This is a genomic window from Burkholderiales bacterium (assembly GCA_036262035.1).
Taxonomy (GTDB): domain Bacteria; phylum Pseudomonadota; class Gammaproteobacteria; order Burkholderiales; family SG8-41; genus JAQGMV01.
In genome coordinates, this window is sequence record DATAJS010000029.1 from 155,643 (window position 1) to 177,603 (window position 21,961).

Sequence of the window (21,961 nt, forward strand, 5' to 3'; positions counted from 1 at the left end):
TCTAGACTCCAACTTGAACAATGCGAACGCCTTCGGCTTGCAAGCCATCGTCGTTGATCGCGGCGCCGGTTGCCCGCACTCTCAAAAGACAACAAACCTTACAAACTTTTGTCTTGATAGACGCCGCCATTAGCGCAGGCACCAAGTCGTCATCGTCTGTTGCGATCGCAAGCACAATCGGCTCGCTTTCGCAAAAATGCATTGCATCAACAGCCATAAGGGTATCGACCATTTTCTGGATCATCGCCGCACCGGCAGAGCGATACAATCCACGGAGGCGCAGTTGTTTTGCGGCTATTGACGTGGGCAGCGCCGGCAGATAGCGCACACCCGAAAGCAACCCACGGACATGGGATAAGCTAGCTAACACCCAGTTTCCTCGTCTGGTAAATCCGCCGCGCTCGTCTGTCCAGCCGCCGTAAATGCGGAACTGAACCTCCCTTATTCTGACGGGAAGTTGAGCGAGAGCTTGATCGACCCATGCCCTGATTTGTATCAGGTTGTCCGCGGCGTCTTTTGTCGTAATCTCATCTGAGGGCTTAATGTTGTCGTAATCCACCAGGACAACCGCATCAAGCTCTTCAATCGCGATATCACTTTCGTCGGCTGATTGCACGATCCTAGGTCTCAATCGTTCTTCTCGTTAACATATACCTAAAGGCTAACGCAGGGGTGCTGCGTTCACAATGGAGGACCTGCCGTGGACACGCGCGGCGTAGCTAGCACAGCGTTCCGCTGCAATCTTGAAAGCACTGCCCTCGGCACCCGCAGCGAACGGTTGATCGTGGCTACTCAAGTGCACGAACCCCTGTAGCTGCTACGAGCTGGAATTAAGACTCAGCCCGCGCTAAGTTGAACTACGGCAGGAGTCGGATTGCTGGCGAGGCGCACACTGTGATGCTCCTTACTTTGAAGGAAGCTGCCACTGCCGCAATACCAGCCATTCGTTCGCGAACTCGGTCTCGAGATCGGAGTCGCGGCCGGCGAGGAATTCGGGAAGCCCTTTGCAGCGCACTTCGAGGTCGCCGCGGTCGGCGAGCAGCGACTGCTTCACCTCGTCGCGCTGCCGGAGCACGGCACCGTTGTATTTGCCGAAATTCCTGGCGTAATCCTTGTCGTCCTTCGAATACGCGCGGATCATCAGCGCGAAGCGCTGGTCGAGCTCGTCGTGCAGCCTGCGGTGGCGCGATTGCCAGCCCGTGAACGCCTTTTCGTTCGCCGCTTTCATCGCCGGAAATGCCGTGCTGCACGCGTCGCGCAGCGCGAACACCGCCTGATAGCGTCCGTAAACCTCCAGCAGGCTGGTGCGATATTCGCTCGCCGTCACTGCCGCGCTCGCGGCAGCCGTGCATAGAAACGAGGCGACGAACGCCCCGGCCGTCCACCACCGACTGCGCATTTGGGAATCCGGAAAGGAATGGTTGCGCATTGTGCTACCGTTGATCGCACGAAACAACCCGACAGGACCGATGCAAAGTCTGAACCGCGCGAGCGCCGCCGGCAGCGACAGACCGATCCGCGTGAAACATCTCGGCCGCGCCGATTACGAGCCGACGTGGCGCGCGATGCAGTCGTTCACCGCCGCGCGCAGCGAGGAAACGCCCGACGAGCTGTGGGTGGTCGAGCACCCGCCGGTGTACACCGTCGGCGTCGCCGGACGCAGCGCGCACCTGCCTCGCGAGCGCATCGACATCCCGCTCGTACGCATCGACCGCGGCGGACAGATCACCTATCACGGACCGGGCCAGGTCGTCGTCTACCTGCTCCTCGACATGAAGCGGCGCGGGATCACCGTGAGGCCGCTGGTTAGGCTGATGGAGACCGCCGTGATAGACTCGCTCGCCGATTTCGGCATCGCGGCCGCCGGCCGGGTCGAAGCGCCCGGCGTCTACGTCGGCGCCGCCAAGATCGCAGCGCTGGGCCTGCGCGTCACCCGCGGGTGCTGCTATCACGGCCTCGCCCTCAACGTCGACATGGACCTCTCCCCTTTCAGCGACATCGACCCGTGCGGCTATCCGGGACTTTCGGTGACCCGGCTCAAGGACCTCGGTGTCGACGCGCCTTTTGAACTCGTCGCCGATAAAGTGACCCAACACCTGATGAGGCTGTTGAAATGAGCGCACCCGGCACGAAAGACGCTGCGCCCGACAAAGCACCCGGCGCAAAGCAGAAGGGTGCCGCGAAGACCTCGCGCATCCCGATCAAGATCGTCCCCGCCGAGCGGCTGAAGAAGCCCGGCTGGATCCGGGTGAAGCTCGGCGACCAGACGCGCTTTCACGAGATCAAGTCGATCCTGCGCGAGCAGAAGCTGCACACGGTCTGCGAAGAAGCGACGTGCCCGAACATCAGCGAGTGCTTCGGCAAAGGCACCGCGACCTTCATGATCCTCGGCGATCTGTGCACGCGGCGCTGCCCGTTCTGCGACGTCGCCCACGGCCGTCCGCTGCCGCCCGATCCGGAAGAGCCGCGGCATCTCGCCGACACGATCGCGGCGCTGAACCTGAAATACGTCGTGATCACGAGCGTGGACCGCGACGACCTGCGCGACGGCGGCGCGGGTCACTTCAAGGATTGCATCCGCGAAGTGCGGGCGCGTTCACCGAAGACGCGCATCGAGGTCCTGGTGCCCGATTTCCGCGGCCGCCTCGACGTCGCGCTCGATGTGCTGTCGGAATGCCCGCCGGACGTCATGAACCACAATCTCGAGACCGTGCCGCGGCTCTACAAGGAAGCGCGGCCCGGCTCGAATTACGCGCACTCGCTCAAGCTGCTGAAGGACTTCAAGGCGCGGTTCCCGGAGATCCCGACCAAGTCGGGCCTGATGGTGGGCCTGGGAGAGACCGACGAAGAGATCGTCGAAGTGATGCGCGACCTGCGCACGCACGACGTCGACATGCTGACGATCGGCCAGTATCTCCAGCCGTCGGCGCACCACCTGCCGGTGCGCCGTTACGTCGAGCCGAAAATCTTCGAGGAATGGACGCGCACCGCCGAAGCCCTGGGCTTCGTCCATGCCGCCTGCGGCCCGCTCGTGCGCTCGAGCTACCACGCCGACCAGCAGGCGCACGGAGCGGGGGTCGTTTAGACCTCAGGAGTACTACTTCAGATCAGGCGATCTGCCAGTCGCTGGTCACGGCTCCGCCGACATAGTGGCCGCTCGCGAGCGAGCCGCTGGTCGGGTCCATGTGCCACAGGAAGACCCGCTCATCGGTCCCGCCGGAACTGCGCCACAGCACGTCTGAGCTACCGTTGGCGTCCCGATCGCCGACTGCATCGACGATGCTCCACGTCGTGTCGACGCTGAACTGGTTACTGGCGCCGACATCCCCGACGCTGTCCATCAGCCACTCCAGGACCGTCCCGTCCGTGTGACGCCACATTACATCCGAGATGCCGTCGGCGTTGTAATCGCCTCTCGCGCTGACGAGACTCCCGGCGTTGTCGAGATGAGGCAGCGCCTTCTCTACGTGATTGCTCCCATCCATGAGCCACACGCTCACGTCGCCGTTCGTTTGGCGCATCACGAGATCGGACGTACCGTCGCCGTTGTGATCGGCGCTGCCGTCTAGAATCTGCCAATCGGCACCGAGATTGCCGGTATTGACGCCATTCACGCCGCCCGAGGCGTTCAGGAGCCAGACGAACACATCCCCATTGGTGTGGCGCCAGAGGACGTCGGCCCGGCCATCGGCCCGCCAGCGCCGTCGAGCTGCCAGATCAACGTGTGGCCGTCGTCGTTCCGCCACAGGATGTCCGACACACCATCGCCGTTGTAATCGCCTTTCGTCCCGACAATGTGCCAGTCGTTGCCCACGGCACCCGCGTTGTCGCCCGCGATGCCGCCCGCGTCGTCGAGAAGACGCCAGAAAAACACCGTGCCATCGGTATGCCGCCACAGCACGTCCGCGCGGCCGTCGGGGTAGTAGTCGCCCGGCGTGGGGCCGGCTCGCATCAGCACGTCGTCGAAGGCGAGACGCTCGATACCGCTCAGCGTGTCGGTGCCGTCGGGGCCGGTGACGACCAGATCGAGACCGATCTTGGTCACGGTGTAATCGTGCTTCAAACCCGCGAATTGCGCCGTGTCGAACCCGCTGCCGCCGACCAGCAGGTCGTCGCCGCCGCGGCCGATCAGGACATCGCCGCCGTCACCGCCGATGAGAACGTTGTTGCTCGCGTTGCCGGACAGCCGATCGTCACCGCCGCCGCCGATCAGGTTCTCGATGCGCAGCAGGGTATCGACGCCGTCCGGCGTCGACTGCCCGGTCGTGATCGTGAGGTCCAGAGAAACAGCGCCGCTGCTCGCGGCATATGAAACCGTGTCGCTGCCGCCGCCCCCCTCGTAGACATCGTTGCCGGCACTGCTGACGAAGAAATCGTTGCCGCTGCTGCCGAGCGGCCGGTCGTCGCCCGATGTGCCGGTGAGGGTTTGCGGCGCCACGACGGGGATCACGAAACTCTGGCTCACGCTCGCCGCGCTCGGATCGGTGGCGGTGACCGTCACCGTAGTCGAACTGCCGAGATCGTCCGGTCGCGCGAAGCCCGAGAACGTGCGCGTCGCGGCATCGAACTTCAGCCACGACGGCAGGCCCGCGACGCTGTAGGTCAGCGCGTCGCCGTCCGGGTCGCTGAACGTGTTTGCGTTTAGGGTATAGCCGAAGAACGCGTTCGGAGTCGCGGAGGCTGCCGGAATCCCGCCGCCCAGCACGCGAACGACCGCGAAGTCGTTGAACTCGACGTCGTCCTCGCGGCTCCAGCCGGCGCCGACGATGGCGCCGTCCTTTTGCACGACCAGGCTCGTAATGACGTCCCCCTGCGCGCCCAACGACCGGACGAGTATGCCGTCGCCGTCGAAGCTCGTGTCGAGCGTGCCGTTCGCGTTATAGCGCGCGAGCACGCTGTCGGTGTACGTGCCGTTGGTGGTATAGCCGCCGACGACGATCCTGCCGTCGGCTTGCAGGGTCACCGCGTTGATCACATCGTCGTTCGCGCCGATCGAGGTAACGACCTTGCCGCCGGTGCCGAAGGCGGTATCGAGGCTGCCGTCGGTGTTGTAGCGTGCGAGACCGAAATCGTAATGGCCGGACGTGCCGACCGTGCCCGCGACGATGATCTTGCCGTCCGATTGCAGCGCGAGGCCTTTGATCGTGATGATCGAGCCGCCGCTGTCGGTGCGAATGCCATCGCCGTCGAACGTCGAGTCGAACGTGCCGTTCGCGTTCAGCCGGTATATCATGCTCAGGCCCGCAGCGACGATCTTGCCGTCGTCCTGCAGTGCCATCGCGGAGCCTAAGCCTCCAATTGGAGCGATGACCTGGCCGTCGGCGTCGAAAGTGCTATCGATGGCACCACTGGCGTTGTAACGAACGACCAGCAGCCGAACCGTGTCGGTGAGCGCGCCCCCGGGGTTATGCCCGTCCGTGTTACCGACGGCGACGATCTTGCCGTCGGACTGCAACGCGACCGCCGCGAGGTCGCTGAAAGACGCGGAGTTCGGGTCGCCGTCGATCAGGCCTTGACGGCTGCCGTCATCTTCGTAACGCACAATCCCGTAATCTTGAGTAAGGCCGCCCACGCGGAAGAAGCCTGCGGTTACGATCCTGCCATCGGCCTGGATTGCGAGGCCGTGTATCTGGGAGGACAGAGCCGGATTGTCGAGGCGCCTGCCGTCGCCGTCGAACGTGGTATCGAGTGCGCCATCGGGGTTGTATCGCGCGAGTGCGAAGGTATATCCGACTCCAATAGAGCCCGCGCTCCCGTGCGACATGCTTCCGCCGACGACGATCCGGCCGGACGCATCCAGCGCGACGCCGAACGCCTGATCGTTCGCTTGAGGATCGACGGCAGTCGTTACGATCCCGTCGCCGCCGAAGCTCCTATCGAATGTGCCTGCTGCAGTGATTATGGGTGCGGCATTGCTCACGGTCGTCTCATATCAGCTTTTTAGACTTGCTCGGCCAGCTTCGCCTCGATCAACGCATCGAGCTTCGCGAAATCGGGCTCCCCGATGATCCGCGCCACCACGTTGCCCCGCTTGTCGATGACGATCGAGGTCGGGGTGAGCTTCACGTCGCCGAACGCTTTCGCGATCTCACCCAGCGGGTCGAGCGCCACGCGGAACGGCAGCGCGTTCTTCTCGGTGTAGTTGAGGACATAGTTCGGCGGGTCGTAGCGCATCGCGACCGCGATGAACTCGAAGCCGCGCGGCTGGTACTTCTTGTACGTCGTCACCATCCGCGGCATTTCCTTCATGCACACCACGCAATCGGTCGCCCAGAAGTTGACCAGCACCACGCGGCCGCGCAGGTCCCGGGTCGTCAGGCGCTCGCCCTTGATCGAGGTGAAAGCGACCGCCGGCGCCGCCGTCGTCGCGAACAGCGCGCGATACCCGGCGTAGCCGGCGACGGCCAGCACGAGCAGGCCTAGAATGAGAGGGCGCGATTTCATGCCGCGTCAAAGGGGGATCGATGGGTCGGATACTGATTCTACTGGCGTGCCTGGCTGCGGGCTCCGCCGTCGCCGCGGGCGTCGCAGGCATCAGCAACAGCGAAGCGTCATCGGGTTTGAAGCAGGCGCTCACCGATGGTTCCGCGGCTGCGGTCGCCCAGCTCGGAAAGGAAGGCGGGTTTCTCAACAATCCCAAGGTAAAGATCCCCCTGCCGCCTGCGCTCCAGCGCGTCGAGAGCGCACTGCGCTTCGCCGGCATGAAGCGCCAGGCGGACGAGCTCGTGGTCGCGATGAACCGCGCCGCCGAGGCGGCGGTGCCCGAAGCGAAGACGCTGCTCGTCGATTCGGTGAAGAAGATGACCGTGCAGGACGCCAAAGGCATCCTCACCGGCGGCGACACCGCCGCCACCGACTACTTCAAGCGCACCACCCAATCGCAGCTCACCACGCGCTTCCGGCCGATCGTGAAGAAGGCGACCGATCAGGTCGGGCTGGCGCAGCAGTACAACAACCTCGCCGGGCAGGCGGCGCAGCTCGGGCTCGTCCGCGAGCAGCAATCGACGATCGAAGGCTACGTCACTGAGAAAGCGCTCGACGGACTGTATCTCATGATCGCGGAACAGGAGAAGGCATTTCGTGCCAATCCGATGGGCGCGGCGAGCGATATTGTCAAGCGCGTCTTCAGCGCCGCGAAGTGACGGTTGTCGCGACCGCGACAACCGTCATCCCCGCGAACGCGGGGATCCATTTTGACGTTGGAGGCTCCGAAAATGGATTCCCGATAGTCCCGCTACCGCGGTTCGGGAATGACGGCTTCTCAGTGCGCCTTTTCCCAGTTCGGCCCGACGCCGACCTCGACCACCAGCGGCACCGCGAGCTCCGCCACGCCGGTCATGAGCTTCGGCAGCTCTTCCCGCACCCGTTCGACTTCCGCGTCGGGCACTTCGAGCACCAACTCGTCGTGCACCTGCATGATGAGCCTGGTGCCGAGCGTTTCGCTCTCCAGCCAGTCCTGCACGCGGATCATCGCGAGCTTGATGAGGTCCGCGGCGGTGCCCTGCATCGGCGCGTTGATCGCCGCGCGCTCGGCCGCCTGGCGGCGCATCGGGCTGCCGCTGCGGATCTCCTGCAGCCATAGCCTGCGGCCGAACACCGTTTCCACAAAGCCCTGCTTGCGCGCGAGCTCGCGCGTGCGCTGCATGTACTCCGCGACGCCCGGATAGCGCGCGAAATACTTGTCCATGTACTGCTGCGCCGCCGAGCGCTCGATGTCGAGCTGCCTCGACAGCCCGAATGCCGACATGCCGTAGATCAGCCCGAAGTTGATCGCCTTGACGTGGCTGCGCTGCTGCGAGGTGACGTCCGATTCGGGACACCCGAACACTTCCGACGCGGTCGCGCGATGGATGTCTCGCCCTTCCGCGAACGCGCGCAGCAGGCTCTCGTCGCGCGAGATGTGCGCCATGATGCGCAGCTCGATCTGCGAATAGTCGGCCGACACGATCTGCGAGCCCTGCACCGGGATGAAAGCCTCGCGGATGCGGCGCCCTTCGGTCGTGCGGATCGGTATGTTCTGGAGGTTGGGGTCGCTGCTCGAGAGCCGCCCGGTCACCGCCACCGCCTGCGCGTAGGACGTGTGCACGCGGCCGGTCGCCGGGTTGATCATGTCGGCGAGCTTGTCGGTGTACGTCGACTTGAGCTTCGACAGCCCGCGGTACTCGAGGATGAGCTTGGGCAGCGGATGATCGAGCGCGAGCTGCGCGAGCACGTCCTCGTCGGTCGACGGCGTGCCCGACGGCGTCTTCTTGATGACGGGCAGCCCCGCCTTGTCGAACAGGATGTCCTGGATCTGCTTCGGCGAGTTCAGGTTGAACGGCTGCCCCGCCTGCTCGTGCGCGCGGCGCTCGACGTCCATCATCTTGCCGCCGAACTCGCGCGAGAGCTCCGCGAGGTGCTTCACGTCGAGCAGCACGCCGTTGCGCTCCATCGTCGCGAGCACGCTCATGACCGGCATCTCGATCTCGCGGTAGATGCGGCAGAGCTTCTCGTCGTTCTCGACCTGCGGCGCCATGCAGCGATGCAGCCGCAACGTGATGTCGGCGTCTTCCGCCGAGTAGCTCGTCGCGGTCTCGACGCTCACCTGCTCGAACGGGATGCGCTTGGCGCCCTTGCCCGTGACCTCGTCGTAGGTCGTCGTCTTGAGCTGCAGATGCCGCTCGGCGAGGTTGTCCATGTCGTGCGACTTGTGGCTCTCCAGCACGTACGACTGGAGCAGCGTGTCGTGCTGCACGCCCGCGAGCCGGATGCCGCGATTGGCGAGCACCTGCACGTCGTACTTCACGTTCTGCCCGACCTTGGGCCTGGTGGAGTCCTCGAGCCACGGCTTCAGGCGCTCGAGCACGAGGGATTCGGTGAGTTGCTCCGGCGCGCCGGCGTAGGTATGCGCGACCGGGATGTAGGCCGCGCAGGCGCGCTCGACCGACAGCGAGAGGCCGACGATCTGTGCGCGGAAGGGATCGATGTTCGTGGTCTCGGTGTCGAAAGCGGCGATCTCCGCGCCTTCGAGGCGCAGCACCCACGAGTTGAGCTGCTCTTCGGTGAGCACGGTCTCGTAATCGCACGCTTCGGCCGCGCGCGGCGTGATGATCGACGCCGCCGCTTCGACGACCGCTTGGCGGTCCGCTTCGTCGCCGCCGTCGCGAAGCTCGCGCAGCCACGTCTTGAACTCGTAGCGCTCGAACAGCGTGGCGAGGGTCGTCTTGTCCTGCGCCGCGATCGCGAGCTGCTCCGGCGTGACGTCGAGCGGCACGTCGCATTTGATCGTGAGCAGCTCGCGAGCCGTCGGCAGCCAGTCGAGCTTCTTGCGGAGGTTCTCGCCGACCACGCCGCCGATCTCGCTCGCGCGCTTCATGATCTCGTCGAGCGAGCCGTACTGCGCGATCCACTTGCACGCGGTCTTCGGCCCGACTTTGTCGACGCCGGGGATGTTGTCGATGGTGTCGCCGATCAGCGTGAGGTAATCGAGGAACTGCGGCGGCCTCACGCCGAACTTCTTCTCCACGCCTGCTTCGTCGAGCGTCTCGTTCGACATCGTATTCACGAGGCAGACGTTGGGCGACACGAGCTGCGCCATGTCCTTGTCGCCGGTCGAGATGATGACGCGCATGCCGCGCGCTTCGGCCTGCTTGGTGAGCGTGCCGATGACGTCGTCCGCTTCGACGCCGCCGACGACCAGCAGCGGCCACCCCATCGCTCGGATCGTGGTGTTGAGCGCCTCGACCTGGAACGTGAGGTCGTCGGGCATCGCTTCGCGCGTCGCCTTGTACTCGCTGTACATGTCGTCGCGGAAGGTCTTGCCTTTGGCGTCGAGGACCACGGCGCTATAATCCGCGCGCGTATCGTTGTGCAGCTTGCGCAGCATGTTGATCACGCCGTAGATCGCGCCGGTCGGCTCCCCGCGCGTGTTGCGCAGGTCGGGCAGGGCGTGAAAGGCGCGGTACAGATACGACGAGCCGTCGACGAGCAGCAGAGTCTTCATTGAAGGACGGTGAAAAGTGAAACGTGAGGCGTGAAACGCGTTTCACGTTTCACATTTCACGTTTCACGACAGGATATGACTGACAAATTCCCGCACCCGCTTGCGCCCGAATTGAGCCAGAAATCGTGGGCGGCGCGCGAAGCATATCGGGTGCTCGGTATTATGGCAGAGTTCGTCCAGGCGACCGAGAAGCTCGCCGCGATCAGGCCTGCCGTGAGCTTCTTCGGGAGCGCGCGCACCGCGCCCGGACACCCCTATTACACGCTCGCCGAGGAGACCGCGCGCCTGCTCTCGGACTCGGGCTTCAGCGTGATCTCGGGCGGCGGGCCCGGCATCATGGAAGCCGCCAACAAGGGCGCTTACGAAGGCAAGAGCCCGAGCGTCGGCCTGAACATCCAGCTCCCGCACGAGCAGCAATCGAACCTGTACCAGGACGTCTCGCAGAACTTCCACTATTTCTTCGCCCGCAAGGTGATGTTCGTGAAGTTCGCGATGGCGTACGTGGTGTTTCCCGGCGGCTTCGGCACGCTCGACGAGGTGAGCGAAGCGCTGACGCTGGTGCAGACCGGCAAGACGCGCAAGATGCCGATCATCCTCGTCCACGAGCCTTTCTGGCGCGGGATGATCGACTGGTTCCGCGCCACGCTGGTCGCCGAAGGCATGATCTCGCCGGAGGACATGGGTTTGATCCAGCTCATCGACGAGCCGCGCTCGGTCGTAGAAGCGATATTCGATTACTACGAGAAGCGCGGATTCCAGCCGTCGCAGGCCGAGGAAGAGATACTGCTCAACCTGTGAGCGGTACGGATCGTGCTTTGAGATTCGGTGTGCATCGCGGATAATCGAGCGATCAAGGAAGGTTCATGCGCACACTATTCGCCACATTGCTGCTCGGGTTAGCGCTGCCCGTTCTGGCCCAGTCTCCGAACGACCGCGCGCTGCCCTCGCAGACTCCCGCCCAGAAAGCTCCCGCCGGGAAGCCGTTCACCCGCGGCAACCAGCAGCTCCAGCCGATTCCGGAGCCGCCGCCCCCGCCGCCGGGAATGGAGCTCGACCCGTCGCTCGAGCCGCAGGTCACGATCCAGCGTCGCGCCGATCAGACGGTCGAGGAATACCGCCTCAACGGCCGGCTCTACATGGTCAAGGTGACGCCCAGCCACGGCGTGCCGTACTACCTCATCGATAACGTGGGCCGCGGCGAGTTCGTGCGCTACGACAACTACGACACGATGACGCGCCCCCCGATGTGGGTGCTCTTTCAGTGGTGAACACGCGCTGAATTGTCCGTCTACACCACCGTCACCCCCGAGCAGCTCAGCGTCTGGCTCGGCCAGCACAACGTCGGCACCCTCGTCGACCTTAAAGGCATCTCCGCCGGCATCGAGAACACGAATTATTTCGTGACCACGACGGCGGGGCGCTACGTGCTCACGCTGTTCGAGAAGCTCACGCCCGCCGAGCTTCCGTTCTATCTGAACCTCATGGCGCACCTCGCGGACCACGGCATTCCGAGCGCGCGTCCGATCCCGGACCTCGAAGGCGAGCTCCTCGGCGAGCTCAACGGCAAGCCGACGGCGCTCGTGTCCTTCCTGCCGGGCAAGGATATCGAGCAGCCCGGTCTTTCTCATTGCCGCGCGGTCGGAACGGTGCTCGCCCGCATCCACCGCGCGGGCACGAGCTACCTCGCACGCATGGAGAATCCGCGCGGTCTGAAATGGTGGCAGGCGGTGACGCCGGAGATCGCGGGCTTTCTCCCGCCCGATGACGCCGCGCTCCTCAGGAGCGAAGTGGATCTGCAGGCGTCGCAGCGCTTCGCCGACCTGCCCGCCGGCGCGATACATGCCGACCTCTTCCGCGACAACGCGCTGTTCGAAGGCGAGCGCATCTCCGGCGTCATCGACTTCTATTTCGCGTGCACCGACGCCTTCCTGTTCGATGTCGCGGTCTGCGTCAACGACTGGTGCGTGAATCCCGGCGGCGACGTCGACGAGCAGCGCAGCACCGCGCTGACCGACGCCTATCGCGCGATCCGGCCGTTCACCGCGCACGAGCGGGAGGCTTGGCCCGTCATGCTGCGTGCGGCGGCGCTACGCTTCTGGATATCGCGCCTTTACGACTTCCACCTGCCCCGCCCCGGCGAGCTCACGCACGCCAAGGACCCGAAGCACTTCCAGCGCATCCTCGAACGGCACCTCGCGCATCCGCGCGCGCTGTCCGCCTGAAGTACCATACGGGCTCTCGCGCGCCCGACCTGCAAAGATAACGATGCACCCCAGAACAGTCCGCGCCGGTCACGGCTGGATGTGGATCAAGCAAGGTTTCGCGCTGTTCAAAGCGAGTCCCGCCGGGTGGCTCGCGATCGTGCTGCTGCTCTTCGCCGGCACCAGGCTGCTCGCCGTGGTGCCGCTGCTCGGCCTGCTGTTCGTGCTGCTGATGCCGCTCTTCATCGCCGGTGTGATGGAAGGCTGCCGGGCGCTCGAGCGCGGAGAGCCGCTCGTGCTGGCGCATCTGGCCTGCGGCTTCCGCCGTAACGCCGCTCATCTGGTCACGGTCGGCGGCGTGTCGCTCGTGGGCAATCTGGGCGTCATGATGGTCGTGAACGCGATCGGCGGCGAGGCGATGTCGGCGCTGAAGGCCGCCGCACAGGCCGGCCGTGCCGCCGGTGCGACGCAGGACGCGCAGGCCGTCTCGAGCGCGCTGCTCATCGGCATGCTCCTCTCGCTGCCGCTTCTCATGGCGATCTGGTACTCGCCGCTGCTCGTCTATTTCCGGGACATGACCGCGCTGGCGGCGATGAAATCGAGCATCGTCGCGTGCGCCAGGAACGCGCCCGCGCTGCTGGTCTACGGGGTGGCGGTGCTGGGCGGGATGTTCCTCGCGATGCCTTTCGCGCTGGCGCTGCGCGTGCCGGACTTCGCCGTCTGGCTCCTCGCGCCGATCCTGCTGCCCTCGCTGTACGCGAGCTACAAGGACATCTACGAGACCGAGCCCGATCCGCAGCCCGAGGCTTGAAAAGGCGTGTCGAACCGCCAAGGACGCAAAGGAAAGCTAAACATCGCGCACTCCTGACGCCGCGACGTTAGTTAAATGGCGTCCTTTGCGTCCGTGGCGGTTAAATTGCTTTTGGCTTTCAGGCCGGAGCCAAATTCGCGTACTCGAGCATCAGCCACTTCAGCCCCGCGTCGCGGAAGTTGACCTGCACCCGCGCGTCGGCGCCGCGGCCTTCGGCGCTGACGATCACGCCGGTGCCGAACTTCGCGTGCTTGACGTTCTGCCCGATCTTCCACGGCAGGCCGTTGTCGATGTTGCCGATGTCGACCACGCGCGGCTGCACCGGGATGTTCCCCGAGTAGCCGCGGTTGCCGAAGAACGACGGCGCGAGCGGACGCGGCGCGGCTTTGGTCCGACGCATGAGCTCGCCGGGGATCTCCAGGAAGAAGCGCGACGCGACGTTGAAGCGCGTCTGTCCGTGCAGCATGCGGCTTTGCGCGAAGGTGAGATGGAGCTTGCGGCGCGCGCGCGTGAGCGCGACGTACATGAGCCTGCGCTCCTCCTCCAGCCCCTCCTCCTCCTGGGCGCTGTTCTCGTGAGGGAACAGGCCTTCTTCCATGCCGCTGATGAAGACGGTGTGGAATTCCAGCCCTTTCGCCGAATGCACCGTCATGAGCTGCAGCGCGTCGGAGCCGGCGATCGCCTGGTGCTCGCCCGCTTCCAGCGCGGCATGCGCGAGAAAGGCGGTGAGGTCGTCGGGCTCCTCGACGCCTTCGACGATCGGCTGAACGTCGCGTTCGGTGATGAACGACGCCGCGGCATTCACCAGCTCGTTCAGGTTCTCGATGCGCTCGGCGCCTTCGCGCTCGGTCTTGTAGTGCTGCTTGAGCCCGCTCGCGTCGATCACGTGCTCGATCACCTGGGGAAGGGCCTGACCCGAGGTCGCGATGCGCATGTTCTCGATGAGCCGCACGAATCCCGCGACGCTCGCGGAAGCCTTGGCCGCAAGCGTGTTCGCGCATGCTGCGGCCCACATCGTAATGCCGCGCGTGCGCGAGACCTCCGCGATCTGCTCGACGCTTTTCGCGCCGATGCCACGCGTCGGGAAGTTGACGATGCGCATGAACGCGCCGTCGTCGTCGGCGTTCGCGACGAGCCGCAAGTAGGCGAGCGCGTGCTTGATCTCCTGGCGCTCGAAGAAGCGCAGGCCGCCGTACACCCGGTACGGGAGCGACGCGTTGAAGAGCGCGTGCTCGATCACCCGCGACTGCGCGTTCGAGCGGTAGAGCACCGCGATGTCGGACAGGTCGACGCCCTCGCTCTTGAGCGACCGCACTTCCTGGACGATGTGCGCGGCCTCGTCGAGATCGGTCGCGGCCTCGTACACGCGCAGCGGCTCGCCCTTGCCTTCGGACGTCCACAGGTTCTTGCCGAGGCGCTTGCGGTTGTGCGCGATCAGCGCGTTCGCGGCGTCGAGAATGTGACCGTGCGAGCGATAGTTCTGCTCGAGCTTGATCACGCGATCGATCTGGAAGTCGCGCTGCAGGTACTGCATGTTCGCGGTGTTCGCGCCGCGAAAAGCGTAGATCGACTGGTCGTCGTCGCCCACCGCGAAGATGGTGTTCTGCTGGCCCGCGAGAAGCTGCAGCCAGCGATACTGCAGCTTGTTGGTGTCCTGGAACTCGTCGACGAGGATGTGACGGAAGCGCGCGCGGTAATGATCGCGCAGCGTCTCGTTGCGCGAGAGGAGCTCGTAACAGCGCAGCAGCAGCTCGGCGAAATCGACCGCGCCTTCGCGCTGGCACTGGGCCTCGTACTCGGCGTAGACCTGCACCATCTTCTCGGCGAAATCGTCGTAGGCGTCGGCGTCCTTCGGCCGCCTGCCTTCTTCCTTGTTGCCGTTGATGAACCAGACGGCCTGCCGCGGCGGATACAGGTCCTCGTCGAGGTTCATGCTCTTCACGATGCGCTTGACCATCGCGAGCTGGTCCTGCGAATCCATGATCTGGAAGAGGCTCGGCAATCCCGCGTCGCGCGCATGCGTGCGCAGCATGCGGTTGCACAGCCCGTGGAACGTGCCGACCCACATGCCGCGCGTGTTGATCGGCAGCATCGCCGAGATGCGGGTGAGCATCTCCTTCGCCGCCTTGTTGGTGAAGGTGACCGCGAGCAGACCGTGCGGGCTGACCTGCCCGGTTTGTATGAGCCACGCGATGCGGGTGGTGAGCACTCGCGTCTTGCCGCTGCCGGCGCCGGCGAGGATGAGCGCCGACTGGTTCGGCAGCGTGACGGCTTCGAGCTGGCGCTCGTTCAGGCCTTCGAGGAAATGGGGGGACATGCGGACCGGCGTGGGAGAAACCACGCCGATTATACCGACGTGGCGATCAGCCACGTCGTCCCGGACCTGTGCGCGATAGCGCACGTGATCCGGGACCCATTTTGACTTTGCAGTACTTCAAAATGGATCCTGGCCTTCGCCAGGACGACGCGTCGCGCCGAATGGGTTCCCGCCTTCGCGGGAACGACGATTATTGCGGCTGCGCTTGGGGGAACCCGATGCGCCGCAGCCGCTCGGCGAGTATCGAGGCTTCAGCGGCGTCCGGCATCGACTCGATGCGCACGTCGTACCCCTGGCCGGCGACCGCGATCGTCGCGGGAAAGCCCGATTCGCGCAGCTTGTCGCGCAGCGCGTTGGCCGCCGCTTCGTCGGGCGCCGAGGCGACTTTCACGAGCGCGGTGCCGCCCGCGCGCGAACCGCCCATCTTCGGGAAGATCTCGGTCTCGTCGGACCATTCCTTGACCTGCTGCGGCGTGACGTTCGAAGGCGGCTGCGCACGTCCGGTTCGGGGAGCGATGTAGAACGAGTTGGGCTCGGTCATCTGGAACTGCGCGGCGCCGTGGCTCACCGTGATGCGCCCTTCGAGCAGACAGACGATGTCGCGATCGCTTTCGGACTTGCCCCACACGTCGGTGCCGCGGATACCCGCGGTGATCGCGTTGACCTTGACGTTCACCTCACGCTGCGCGCCCGACTTGTTGAGGAGACCGGTCGTAAAGCGGAACGCGCCGCGCACCACGTCCAATGTCGCGCTCACGACGCCGCCCTTGCCGGCGCCTTTTTGGGCGAGGTTGTCGACCTCGAGCATGCCGGACTCGCCGAGCTTGACCGTGCTGCCCTCGGCCATGCGCAGGGTCGCCCGCCCGCCGTCGCCGGTGTGCACCTTCTCCTTGTTGCTGAGCGCCATGCCGACGGTCAGAGGCTCGCGGCGTCCGTTCGCGCGCTCGACCCACGCGGGGCTCAGAACCGATTCGACGGTGAGCACTGCGGCGCCGGCAGCGGCGAAGACGTTCTTAGCGGCCAGCGCGAGCACGGCGGCGGCGATGAGACGGCGCATGGTCACAGCTCCCCTGATGTGGAACAGAGTGGGATATACGCGCCGGGCTGCGAAATCGATGCGGTTATAATTGTGATTTTTCACCACTTTTACCGACTTTTCCCAGTATGCAGCAGAGATACAACCCGCACGTCGTCGAACGCGACGCTCAGAAATCCTGGGAAGACTCGGGCGCGTTCCGAGCCGTCGAAACAACGGACAAACCGAAGTACTACTGCCTGTCGATGTTCCCGTATCCCTCGGGCAAGCTGCATATGGGACACGTGAGGAACTATACCATAGGGGATGTGCTCACCCGTTATCACCGCATGAAGGGTTACAACGTCATGCAGCCGATGGGGTGGGACGCCTTCGGCCTCCCGGCCGAGAACGCGGCGATGGCGAACGGCGTGCCGCCGGCGAAGTGGACGTACGACAACATCGCGTACATGAAGAAGCAGCTCAAGTCGCTCGGCCTCGCCATCGACTGGAGCCGCGAGCTCGCCACCTGCACACCCGAGTACTACCGCTGGAACCAGTGGTTCTTCCTGCGCATGCTGGAGAAAGGCATCGCGTACAAGAAGACCGGCGTCGTCAACTGGGATCCGGTCGACCAGACGGTGCTCGCCAACGAGCAGGTGATCGACGGCAAGGGCTGGCGCACCGGCGCGACGGTGGAGAAGCGCGAGATCCCGATGTACTACCTCGCGATCACCCGATACGCCGACGAGCTCCTCTCGGCACTCGACACCCTGCCCGGCTGGCCCGAGCGGGTGAAAGCGATGCAGGCGAACTGGATCGGGAAGTCTCATGGGGTCCGGTTCGCCTTCTCGTATACGCTCGACGGCAAGGACGACAAGCTCTGGGTGTTCACCACCCGTGCCGACACCATCATGGGCGTCACGTTCGTCGCCGTCGCCGCCGAGCATCCGCTTGCGCAGCGCGCGGCGCAAGGCAATCCCGAGCTCGCCGCGTTCATCGACGAGTGCAAGCGCGGCAGCGTGATGGAAGCCGACCTCGCGACCATCGAGAAGAAAGGCATGCCGACCGGCATCAAGGTCATGCATCCGCTCACCGCCGAGCCGGTCGAGGTCTGGGTCGGCAACTACGTGCTGATGGGTTACGGCGAAGGCGCGGTGATGGCGGTGCCGGCGCACGACCAGCGCGATTTCGAGTTCGCGACGCAGTACAAGCTGCCGATCAGGGAAGTCATCAAGCCGAAGGACGGCGAGCTCGAGCTGCCTTTGAAAGAGGCGTACGTCGACTACGGCGTCAACATCAACTCGGGCAAATACGACCGATTGGAGTACCAGCAGTCGGTCGATGCGATCGCAGCGGACCTCGCGGCCAAAGGCCTCGGCGAGAAACGCGTGCTCTATCGCCTGCGCGACTGGGGCATCTCGCGCCAGCGCTACTGGGGCTGCCCGATCCCTATCGTGCACTGCCCGACGTGCGGCGACGTGCCGGTGCCCGACGAGCAGCTCCCCGTCGTGCTGCCCGAAGACTGCGTGCCGGACGGTCACGGCAACCCGCTCAACAAGCGCGCCGATTTCGTGAACACCAAGTGCCCGAAGTGCGGCGCGGACGCCAGGCGCGAGACCGACACGATGGACACCTTCGTCGATTCGTCGTGGTATTACCACCGCTTCGCGTGCGCCGATGAGGACGAGTCGATGGTCGACGCGCGCGTCGACTACTGGCTGCCGGTCGACCAGTACATCGGCGGCATCGAGCACGCCATCCTGCACCTGCTCTACTCGCGCTTCTGGACCAAGGCGATGCGCGACCTCGGGCTCGTCAAGATCGACGAGCCGTTCGACAACCTGCTCACGCAAGGGATGGTGCTGAACGAGATCTTCTTCCGCAAAGCCGGCGAAGGCGCGCGCCTCGTGTATTACAACCCGGCGGAAGTCGAGCTCACCTTCGACGACAAAGGCAACCGCACCGGCGCCAAGCTGATCGCCGACGGCCAGCCGGTGGAGTCGCAGGGCATCGGCACGATGTCCAAGTCGAAAAACAACGGCGTGGACCCGCAGGCGCTGATCGAGCAGTACGGCGCCGACATCGCGCGCTTCTTCATGATGAACACCTCGCCGCCCGAGGACACGCTGCTCTGGAAAGACGACGGCGTCGCCGGGGCGGCGCGCTTCCTGCGCCGCCTGTGGACGTTCGGCTACGACCTTTCGCAGATGGCGCCGGCCGGCGCGCTGCCGGCGTCGCTCGCGCCCGGGACCGCCGCCATGCGCCTCGAAGTGCACGCGCAGGTGAAGCAGGCGAACTACGACATGTCGCGCCACCAGTTCAACACGGTCGCGACCGCAGGCATGAAGATCCTGAACGCGCTCGAAGCCGGCAGGAACGCAACCGACGCCGCGCCGGTGCTGCACGAAGGCTTCAACCTCCTGCTGCGCCTGCTCTCGCCGATCACGCCGCACGTCAGCCATCAGCTCTGGCAAGATCTCGGGTACGGCGGCGACATCCTGACGGCGCCGTGGCCCGAGCACGATCCGGCCGCGCTGGTGCAGGACGAGATCGAGCTCGTGGTGCAGGTGAACGGCAAGAAGCGCGGCGACGTGCGAGTGCCGCGCGAAGCGGACAAGAAAGCGATCGAGGCGCTGGTGCTCGCCGACGCGAACGTGCAGAAGTTCGTCAACGGCCAGGCGATCAAGAAGGTCGTGGTCGTGCCGGGAAGGCTCGTCAATGTCGTGGTTTAAGGCCGCCGCGCTTTGCCTGTTGCTCGCCGCCTGCGGCTTCCAGCCGCGCGGCGCCGCCACGCTGCCGTTCGAGAACCTCTACGTCGAGGCGCCGCGAGGCTCGGTCTTCGCCGCGCAGTTGAAGCGCGTCGTCAGCACCGGCAGCAAGACGCGCATCGCCTCGCGTCCCGAGGAGGCCGACGCGACGCTGCAGGTGATGAACGAGTTCCGCGAGAAAGAGATCCTGTCGCTGTCCGCGGGCGGCCGCGTGCGCGAGTTCCAGCTTCGCTATCGTCTCCAGTACCAGGTGTACGACAAGCAGAAGAACCTGATCGCCGAGCCCGGCGAGATCGTGCTGCGCCGCGACTTCTCGTTCGACGACCAGGCCCAGCTCTCCAAGGAAGGCGAGGAAGCGCTGCTCTATCGCGACATGCAGAACGACGCCGTGCACCAGCTCGTGCGGCGCCTGCAGGCGGTGGCGAACGCGAAGGTGAACGGTAACGGCGGCGCCAAGACCGAAGGCAAGCTCTAGGATCGCGGCGTGCGCATCACCACCGAACAGCTCCAGCCCCATCTGCGCGAGCTGCAACCGCTCTACACCGTGCACGGGGCGGAGACGCTGCTCGCGCTCGAAGCCGCCGATCGCGTCCGCGCCGCGGCGCGCTCGCAAGGCTACGCCGAGCGCGAGGTGCTGACGGTGGAGTCGGGCTTCCAGTGGTCGGAGCTCGCGATGGCGGGAAGCGCGCAGTCGCTTTTCGCATCGAGAAAGCTGCTCGAGCTGCGCATCCCCAACGGCAAGCCCGGCGTGGAAGGCGGCAACGCGCTGCAGGAATTCTGCAAGCGCCTTCCCGAAGAGACGGTGACGCTGATCCAGCTTCCCGAGATCGACTGGCGCGCGCAGAAAGCGGCGTGGTTCGACGCGCTCGCCGCAGCGGGCGTCATGGTCGAAGCGCGGCTCGTCACGCGCAACGCGCTGCCGCAGTGGCTCGCGGGCAGGCTGAAAGCGCAGAAGCAGGAAGCCGATGCCGATACGCTCGCGTTCATCGCCGAGCGGGTCGAAGGCAACCTCATGGCCGCATACCAGGAAGTGCAGAAGCTCGCGCTCCTGTTTCCGCCGGGCCGCCTCTCGTTCGAGCAGGCGCGCGAGGCGGTGCTCGACGTCGCGCGCTACGACGTCGACGAGATCGGGCTGGCGATGCTCGAAGGGGACGTTTCGAGGCTGGTGCGCATGTTCGAAGGCCTCAAAGCCGAAGGCGCGCCGCCGCCCTTCGCGCTGTGGCAGCTCACCGAAGTGATCCGCGCGCTCGGGCGCGTGGTGAGCTTGACCGCGGGCGGCCGCCCGATCGCGGTCGCCTTGCGCGAGGCGCGCATCTACGGTCCGAGACAATCCCATTTCCAGTCGTGCTACTCGCGCTTTACCCCGCAGGACATCGCCGAAGCGCTCGCCCACGCCGCCGCCATCGATCGCATCATCAAGGGCCTCGACAAGGGCGACCTGTGGGACGAGCTGCTGCACCTCGCGCTGCGCTTCGCGCGCGCCGGCGGCCCCGCAACCCGGCCTCGCCGACCCGCTGCGACCACCGCCTAAACCCTTCCCGCCGCGACGGTTTTCGCGGACCGCCTGCGGGCGCAATCAGATATTATTCAAGCCATGGACGTTCAGACTTACATGCACGGTGTCGGCCGCGAAGCGCGCGCTTCTTCGCGCGTGCTGGCGAAGGCCGAGACCGCCGCCAAGAACCTCGCCCTGACCGCGACCGCGGAAGCGATCAGGCGCACGCAAGCCGCGCTGCTCGCCGCCAACGCGCAAGACGTCGAAGCGGCCCGGGCGCGCGGCCTCGACAGCGCCGCGATCGACCGCCTGACCCTCACCGACAAGAGCATCGCGGCGATGGCCGACGGCCTCGAGCAGGTCGCGAAGCTGCCGGATCCCATCGGCGAGATCATGAACATGCGCTTCCGTCCCTCGGGCATACAGGTCGGGCAGATGCGCGTGCCGCTGGGAGTCATCGGCATCATCTACGAATCGCGTCCCAACGTGACGGCGGACGCCGCGGCGCTGTGCCTGAAATCGGGCAATGCCGCGATCCTGCGCGGAGGCTCCGAAGCGATCCATTCGAACCAGGCGATCGCAGCGTGCATCCACGAGGGGCTGCGCAAGGCCGGGCTGCCGGAGACCGCGGTGCAGGTGATCGAGACCACCGACCGCGCCGCGGTCGGCGAGCTCATCACAATGCAGGACTGCGTCGACGTCATCGTGCCCCGCGGCGGCAAGAGCCTGATCGAGCGCCTCCAGCGCGAGTCGCGCATCCCCATGATCAAACACCTCGACGGCATCTGCCACGTCTACATCGACGACGCGGCGGACATGGAGAAGGCGGTGCGCGTCGCCGACAACGCCAAGACCCAGCGCCTCGGCACGTGCAACACCATGGAGACGCTGCTCGTCGCGCGCGGCGTCGCGAAGAAAGTTCTGCCGCGCCTGGCGAAGATCTACACCGACAAGGGTATCGAGCTTCGCGGCGACGACGAGGCGCGGGCGATCGTGCCGCAGATGCTGCCGGCGTCGGAAGAAGACTGGTACACCGAATACCTCGCGGCCATCCTGTCGGTGCGCATCGTCGCGGGGCTCGACGAAGCGCTCGACCATATCGCCACGTACGGCTCGCAGCATACCGACGCGATCGTGACCGAAGACTTCAGCCGCGCCCGCCGCTTCATCCGCGAAGTCGATTCGAGCTCGGTGATGATCAACGCCTCCACGCGCTTCGCCGACGGGTACGAATATGGCCTCGGTGCGGAGATCGGAATCTCGACCGACAAGCTGCACGCGCGCGGCCCGGTGGGTCTGGAAGGACTCACGTCGCTGAAGTGGGTCGTCGTCGGAGACGGCCACATCCGACAGTAAGGCGTGAACGGGT

The 21,961-nt window shown here is 65.3% G+C and carries 18 protein-coding genes and 1 pseudogene; 11 read left to right on the top strand and 8 right to left on the bottom strand.

Annotated elements, in window-relative coordinates:
- Position 1: 1 nt before the first annotated feature.
- Positions 2 to 616, bottom strand: coding sequence for a hypothetical protein (locus tag VHP37_28820; protein HEX2830375.1), 615 nt, complete (start codon positions 614 to 616; stop codon positions 2 to 4).
- A gap of 288 nt (positions 617 to 904) precedes the next feature.
- Positions 905 to 1,399, bottom strand: a complete 495-nt coding sequence (locus VHP37_28825; protein HEX2830376.1) for a hypothetical protein — start codon at positions 1,397 to 1,399, stop codon at positions 905 to 907.
- A 70-nt stretch (positions 1,400 to 1,469) separates the two neighbouring features.
- Between VHP37_28825 and lipB the strand changes: the two genes are divergently transcribed.
- Together lipB and lipA are read left to right on the top strand one after the other, a co-directional pair.
- Positions 1,470 to 2,117 carry a lipoyl(octanoyl) transferase LipB gene (lipB, locus tag VHP37_28830; protein HEX2830377.1) on the top strand — a complete coding sequence of 216 codons (648 nt, stop codon included), beginning with the start codon at positions 1,470 to 1,472 and terminating at the stop codon, positions 2,115 to 2,117.
- Positions 2,118 to 2,161: 44 nt separating this feature from the next.
- Positions 2,162 to 3,085 (top strand): annotated as a pseudogene (lipA, locus tag VHP37_28835) (lipoyl synthase).
- Positions 3,086 to 3,107: 22 nt separating this feature from the next.
- Here lipA and VHP37_28840 read toward each other — a convergent pair.
- Genes VHP37_28840 through VHP37_28850 form a run of 3 tightly spaced genes read right to left on the bottom strand, consistent with a single transcriptional unit; the run spans position 3,108 to position 6,444 of the window.
- The gene (locus tag VHP37_28840) at positions 3,108 to 3,647 is read right to left on the bottom strand and encodes a hypothetical protein (protein HEX2830378.1); all 540 of its coding nucleotides are present in this window, start codon (positions 3,645 to 3,647) and stop codon (positions 3,108 to 3,110) included.
- Positions 3,629 to 5,920 (bottom strand): putative Ig domain-containing protein, encoded by a 2,292-nt coding sequence (locus tag VHP37_28845; GenBank protein HEX2830379.1) that lies wholly within the window; start codon positions 5,918 to 5,920, stop codon positions 3,629 to 3,631. Before VHP37_28845 ends, VHP37_28840 begins: the two co-directional genes overlap by 19 nt.
- 20 nt (positions 5,921 to 5,940) lie before the next feature.
- Positions 5,941 to 6,444, bottom strand: coding sequence for a TlpA disulfide reductase family protein (locus tag VHP37_28850; GenBank protein HEX2830380.1), 504 nt, complete (start codon positions 6,442 to 6,444; stop codon positions 5,941 to 5,943).
- Between the two features lie 20 nt (positions 6,445 to 6,464).
- On the opposite strand from VHP37_28850, the gene VHP37_28855 reads away from it, so the two are divergent.
- Positions 6,465 to 7,142, top strand: coding sequence for a DUF4197 domain-containing protein (locus tag VHP37_28855; protein HEX2830381.1), 678 nt, complete (start codon positions 6,465 to 6,467; stop codon positions 7,140 to 7,142).
- A 119-nt stretch (positions 7,143 to 7,261) separates the two neighbouring features.
- Here VHP37_28855 and polA read toward each other — a convergent pair whose 3' ends face one another.
- Positions 7,262 to 9,982, bottom strand: a complete 2,721-nt coding sequence (polA, locus tag VHP37_28860) for a DNA polymerase I (protein ID HEX2830382.1) — start codon at positions 9,980 to 9,982, stop codon at positions 7,262 to 7,264.
- Positions 9,983 to 10,057: 75 nt separating this feature from the next.
- Between polA and VHP37_28865 the strand changes: the two genes are divergently transcribed.
- From VHP37_28865 to VHP37_28880, 4 genes are all read left to right on the top strand, one after another.
- Positions 10,058 to 10,780: a TIGR00730 family Rossman fold protein gene (locus VHP37_28865; protein ID HEX2830383.1), complete on the top strand. Its 723-nt coding sequence runs from the start codon at positions 10,058 to 10,060 to the stop codon at positions 10,778 to 10,780.
- A 65-nt stretch (positions 10,781 to 10,845) separates the two neighbouring features.
- A complete protein-coding gene (locus tag VHP37_28870) occupies positions 10,846 to 11,250 on the top strand; it encodes a DUF2782 domain-containing protein (protein ID HEX2830384.1) in 405 nt (134 codons plus the stop codon).
- Between the two features lie 12 nt (positions 11,251 to 11,262).
- Complete coding sequence (locus VHP37_28875) at positions 11,263 to 12,204, top strand: homoserine kinase (protein ID HEX2830385.1); 942 nt, start codon at positions 11,263 to 11,265, stop codon at positions 12,202 to 12,204.
- Between the two features lie 43 nt (positions 12,205 to 12,247).
- Positions 12,248 to 12,994 (top strand): BPSS1780 family membrane protein, encoded by a 747-nt coding sequence (locus VHP37_28880; GenBank protein HEX2830386.1) that lies wholly within the window; start codon positions 12,248 to 12,250, stop codon positions 12,992 to 12,994.
- Between the two features lie 118 nt (positions 12,995 to 13,112).
- On the opposite strand, the gene uvrD is transcribed toward VHP37_28880, so the two are convergent.
- Together uvrD and VHP37_28890 are read right to left on the bottom strand one after the other, a co-directional pair.
- The gene (gene uvrD, locus VHP37_28885; GenBank protein HEX2830387.1) at positions 13,113 to 15,311 is read right to left on the bottom strand and encodes a DNA helicase II; all 2,199 of its coding nucleotides are present in this window, start codon (positions 15,309 to 15,311) and stop codon (positions 13,113 to 13,115) included.
- Positions 15,312 to 15,501: 190 nt separating this feature from the next.
- Positions 15,502 to 16,368, bottom strand: a complete 867-nt coding sequence (locus VHP37_28890) for a FecR domain-containing protein (GenBank protein HEX2830388.1) — start codon at positions 16,366 to 16,368, stop codon at positions 15,502 to 15,504.
- Between the two features lie 107 nt (positions 16,369 to 16,475).
- Between VHP37_28890 and leuS the strand changes: the two genes are divergently transcribed.
- The 4 genes from leuS (at position 16,476) to VHP37_28910 (ending at position 21,948) form a co-directional block, all read left to right on the top strand.
- A complete protein-coding gene (gene leuS, locus VHP37_28895) occupies positions 16,476 to 19,061 on the top strand; it encodes a leucine--tRNA ligase (protein ID HEX2830389.1) in 2,586 nt (861 codons plus the stop codon).
- A complete protein-coding gene (gene lptE, locus VHP37_28900) occupies positions 19,048 to 19,572 on the top strand; it encodes an LPS assembly lipoprotein LptE (GenBank protein ID HEX2830390.1) in 525 nt (174 codons plus the stop codon). The genes leuS and lptE overlap by 14 nt, the downstream gene beginning before the upstream one ends.
- A gap of 9 nt (positions 19,573 to 19,581) precedes the next feature.
- The gene (holA, locus tag VHP37_28905; GenBank protein HEX2830391.1) at positions 19,582 to 20,628 is read left to right on the top strand and encodes a DNA polymerase III subunit delta; all 1,047 of its coding nucleotides are present in this window, start codon (positions 19,582 to 19,584) and stop codon (positions 20,626 to 20,628) included.
- A gap of 63 nt (positions 20,629 to 20,691) precedes the next feature.
- The gene (locus VHP37_28910) at positions 20,692 to 21,948 is read left to right on the top strand and encodes a glutamate-5-semialdehyde dehydrogenase (protein HEX2830392.1); all 1,257 of its coding nucleotides are present in this window, start codon (positions 20,692 to 20,694) and stop codon (positions 21,946 to 21,948) included.
- The last annotated feature ends 13 nt before the right edge of the window (positions 21,949 to 21,961 follow it).

Coding starts and splice junctions, on each gene's coding strand:
- VHP37_28825 (HEX2830376.1), bottom strand. CDS start 1,399: ATGCGCAGTCGGTGGTGGACGGCCGGGGCGTTCGTCGCCTCGTTTCTA.
- lipB (HEX2830377.1), top strand. CDS start 1,470: ATGCAAAGTCTGAACCGCGCGAGCGCCGCCGGCAGCGACAGACCGATC.
- VHP37_28850 (HEX2830380.1), bottom strand. CDS start 6,444: ATGAAATCGCGCCCTCTCATTCTAGGCCTGCTCGTGCTGGCCGTCGCC.
- VHP37_28855 (HEX2830381.1), top strand. CDS start 6,465: ATGGGTCGGATACTGATTCTACTGGCGTGCCTGGCTGCGGGCTCCGCC.
- polA (HEX2830382.1), bottom strand. CDS start 9,982: ATGAAGACTCTGCTGCTCGTCGACGGCTCGTCGTATCTGTACCGCGCC.
- VHP37_28865 (HEX2830383.1), top strand. CDS start 10,058: ATGACTGACAAATTCCCGCACCCGCTTGCGCCCGAATTGAGCCAGAAA.
- VHP37_28870 (HEX2830384.1), top strand. CDS start 10,846: ATGCGCACACTATTCGCCACATTGCTGCTCGGGTTAGCGCTGCCCGTT.
- VHP37_28880 (HEX2830386.1), top strand. CDS start 12,248: ATGCACCCCAGAACAGTCCGCGCCGGTCACGGCTGGATGTGGATCAAG.
- uvrD (HEX2830387.1), bottom strand. CDS start 15,311: ATGTCCCCCCATTTCCTCGAAGGCCTGAACGAGCGCCAGCTCGAAGCC.
- VHP37_28890 (HEX2830388.1), bottom strand. CDS start 16,368: ATGCGCCGTCTCATCGCCGCCGCCGTGCTCGCGCTGGCCGCTAAGAAC.
- leuS (HEX2830389.1), top strand. CDS start 16,476: ATGCAGCAGAGATACAACCCGCACGTCGTCGAACGCGACGCTCAGAAA.
- lptE (HEX2830390.1), top strand. CDS start 19,048: ATGTCGTGGTTTAAGGCCGCCGCGCTTTGCCTGTTGCTCGCCGCCTGC.
- VHP37_28910 (HEX2830392.1), top strand. CDS start 20,692: ATGGACGTTCAGACTTACATGCACGGTGTCGGCCGCGAAGCGCGCGCT.